The organism is Streptomyces sp. NPDC003038 (genome assembly GCF_040611115.1).
Classification (GTDB): Bacteria; Actinomycetota; Actinomycetes; order Streptomycetales; family Streptomycetaceae; genus Streptomyces.
In genome coordinates, this window is sequence record NZ_JBEXNN010000097.1 from 1 (window position 1) to 2,690 (window position 2,690).

The 2,690-nt window shown below is 62.0% G+C and carries 2 protein-coding genes and 1 pseudogene; 2 read left to right on the top strand and 1 reads right to left on the bottom strand.

Translation table 11 applies throughout. The annotated features are described in order from the left end of the window. Positions 1–121 (bottom strand): annotated as a pseudogene (locus ABZX75_RS34165) (IS6 family transposase); the annotation flags it as partial. 246 nt (positions 122–367) lie between these two features. On the opposite strand from ABZX75_RS34165, the gene ABZX75_RS34170 reads away from it, so the two are divergent. Together ABZX75_RS34170 and ABZX75_RS34175 are read left to right on the top strand one after the other, a co-directional pair. Next, positions 368–1,609 (top strand): ISAs1 family transposase, encoded by a 1,242-nt coding sequence (locus ABZX75_RS34170; RefSeq protein ID WP_355418094.1) that lies wholly within the window; start codon positions 368–370, stop codon positions 1,607–1,609. Between the two features lie 16 nt (positions 1,610–1,625). Beyond that, positions 1,626–2,318: a hypothetical protein gene (locus tag ABZX75_RS34175; RefSeq protein WP_355418097.1), complete on the top strand. Its 693-nt coding sequence runs from the start codon at positions 1,626–1,628 to the stop codon at positions 2,316–2,318. Positions 2,319–2,690 lie beyond the last annotated feature (372 nt).

Consider the following 2,690-nt stretch of genomic DNA (forward strand, 5'->3'; position numbering starts at 1 on the left):
AGCCGGGGCTGCGGAAGCCTTTCATCGCGCGTTCACGCTGCCTCGTTGGCTGGTGGGAGTTCTCCGCCCGGTTGTTCAGTCCCTTGTGGGAGCGGCGCTCCACCGAGGGCATCACCTCGCGGTGTGTCAATCCCCTGGAAACGTGTGGGACATCGAGTACGGCAGGATAAGGAACCAACGAGGCCCCCGTGTTGAAGAGCTACGGACGTCAGACATCCCGCTCAACAGCCAGGGCCTCGCCTGTTACGCCACCCCGCCTTCACCCGATCAGCGGCCAACCTGAACAAGCTCAATGGATCACAGATGCGCCGCAGCACGTCCTGGGGCTCCTCGGCTTTCCGGCCGACCCGCTCACCGGCCTCGGACGGTGCCGCACGCCGCCACCATCCGCCGCCTGCTCCAGCACGTCGACGGCGACGCGCTGGACACGGCCATCGGCGCATACCTGCGGGCCAGAACCCCGCCACCGGCGCCACCCGAACCACCACCGAAACGGCCGGCCCTGCGGGCCATCGCCGTCGACGGCAAGACCGCGCGAGGCTCGCGCACCCAGACCACGACCGCGATCCAGCTGCTGGCCGCGATGGACCACCACGGCGTAGTCCTGGCCCAGCGGCAGATCGCCTCCAAGAGCAACGAAACACCCGCCTTCCAGCCTCTGTTGGACACGATTGATTTGGAGAGCACCGTGCTGACCGGTGACGCCCTGCACACCCAGCACGGCCACGGCGCCTACCTCATCGAGCGCGGAGCCCACTACCTGGCCATCGTCAAGAAGAACCACCCCGGCCTGTATGCGCAGGTCAGGAAGCTGCCCTGGGCCGAGATCCCGCTGGCCCACCACACCCGCGAGCGGGCTCACCACCGCGATGAGGACCGCCGACTCAAGGTCGCCGCGTTCCGCCACATCGACTACCCCGGCGCCCGCCAGGCGATCCAAGTCGTGCGATGGCGCCGCGACCTCGCCACCGGGAAGCTGACGATCGAGCGCGTCTACCTGATCACCAGCCTGGATGTCTTCGACGCCATCCCGGCCGAGCTCGCCGCCTGGATCAGGGGCCACTGGGGCATCGAAAACCTCCTGCACCACGTACGTGACCGGACCTTCCGCGAGGACGACTCCAAGGTCCGCACCGGGACCCTGCCCCCGCACCATGGCCAGCCTGCGCAACCTCGCCATCAGCCTCTTCCGCCAGAACGACGAGACCAACATCGCCGCCGCCCTCCGACGCACCAGCCGCGACTACCACCGACCGCTGTCGCCCCTCGGCCTCACGTGATCAACCCGGACAGATCCCGATCATGCAATGACCCTGACCGGGCGATCGCCGTTACATCGAGATGTTCTATGATCACAGGCGCCTCCATTCCGCACTCGGCTACCGGAATCCCGCAAAAGTTCATGCCAAGTCGAGGAGCTGCAGGTCGCAGCCTAGACGTCTCCAAATCCCTTTCCAAGAAAGCAGGGCGTCTCACAGGCTGCCGGCCCGGACCGCCACCATGGGAGAGGCTTACCCGGCAGAGGCCTTACTGCTGTAACTCTGACGGCTGCGGATTGCCAGATCGACAGAAACGAAAGGATGAACGCCAGGATGACTGTACGTGTTAAACGTATTATTTCATGGGTGGTTGTGGCAGTGGCCATAGCATGCGGCGGACAAGTGAGGGGCGCCGCCTCAAGCTCGGCAGACATTGTGGCGCTCGAGGCCGGGGATCATGTCGCGCCTGCAGTTAACAGAACCGAGCCGACCATCACCTTTAGATTTTCAGACGAGATCAACCGAAACATCACAATCAAAAAATTAATCCTAAAGGGAATTGAGAACTGGAATACGTCACTCGGATTCCCTCCTGCGTCAACTCGGAAATTTCTCGTACCTGGAATCCAGCCATGGAGGAAGCAAGGGGATTACCCTGACGAGCCGGGAATCGATATCATCCTTGAGGATTCAGCGCGACTATCTCATAACTGGGGCAGTATTACTTTAACGGTTAATGCAGTCGATATGCGCGCGAAGTACATAAGACTGAATCGCGACTACTATAATAGGGCTGGCGTCGGCCACGAAGATGTCGACAAGCTCAATACTGTCGTGCATGAGCTTGGTCATGCCCTCGGCCTCGATCATCCCCCAAAGCCGTACCCCATCTGCGCTCAGGTTATGACATACCCAGGTTTCGGCGGTTGCAGCACCCTCAACCAGCCGGTGTCCCCCCACAGGGAAGAGGTGGCGTATGTCAAGTGCTTGTACGGCCTGGACGGTACAGCAGCCAAAGCGTGGGACGTATGCGAAAAAGAGGTCAATGCATTGTACTGACACAGCAGTTGTAGATAGCCGTGGTCGAGGTTTCCGATCTTGGTGTTGCGTCGGTGTAGGTCTGCCCGCGGTGGTGGCAGTGGCGGGCGTGGTGTTGGTGGCGTCGGCGCCTGGTGGACCACCAGAGCAGGTGCTCGCGGTCTCGTCGGGGCGGCGGGAGGGTCAGGGCTCTTACTGAGCTTGTTCCACTTGAGCTTCAGGGAAAGCGCTTGAGGCACCTGTGACCTGCGTATATACGGGAGTCGTGTCACCCGATCGGTGGCCACACTGAACAAGCTCAGTGAGCCTTTTCAGAGTGGCCACCGATCGGGTGATGAGGTGGCGGTGGTGAAACAGGCAGAGCCCCCGGGCTGTTGAGCAAGGTGTCTATGC